A 481-nucleotide genomic window follows, 5' to 3' on the forward strand; every position below is an offset into this window, starting at 1 on the left:
TCATCCGCCTGATCCTCCTCGGACTGGGTCTCATGCTGCTGATGATCTTCCGACCCCAGGGGATCTTCGGCGATCGAAGGGAGATCGCAATCGATGGCCGCTGAACTCACTGACGCCCGTACCGCGCTGGAGAACGTCTCGAGGGAGCCCGGCTCCTCCAAGCCGGACCCCATCGTCAAGGGCAGCAACATCACCCGGACGTTCGGCGGCCTCAAGGCGGTCGACGTCGAGAAGATCGAGATCCAGCGTGGCGTCATCACGGCCCTGATCGGGCCCAACGGCGCCGGCAAGACGACGCTGTTCAACCTGCTGACCGGCTTCGACGAGCCCGACAGCGGCGAGTGGACGTTCAACGACCGTCCGCTGGCGAAGGTGCCGGCCTACAAGGTCGCCCGCTTCGGCATGGTCCGCACGTTCCAGCTGACCAAGGTGCTCTCGAAGCTCACGGTCATCGAGAACATGCGGCTCGGCGCGACTGGCC

The 481-nt window shown here is 65.1% G+C and carries 1 protein-coding gene; it reads left to right on the top strand.

Features of this window, described 5'->3' with window-relative positions:
- Positions 1–93 precede the first annotated feature (93 nt).
- Positions 94–481: ATP-binding cassette domain-containing protein (locus LPA41_RS40945; protein ID WP_229076883.1), on the top strand; the 388-nt coding region annotated here is incomplete at its 3' end.

The organism is Actinoplanes sp. DH11, from assembly GCF_020873875.1.
Classification (GTDB): Bacteria; Actinomycetota; Actinomycetes; order Mycobacteriales; family Micromonosporaceae; genus Actinoplanes.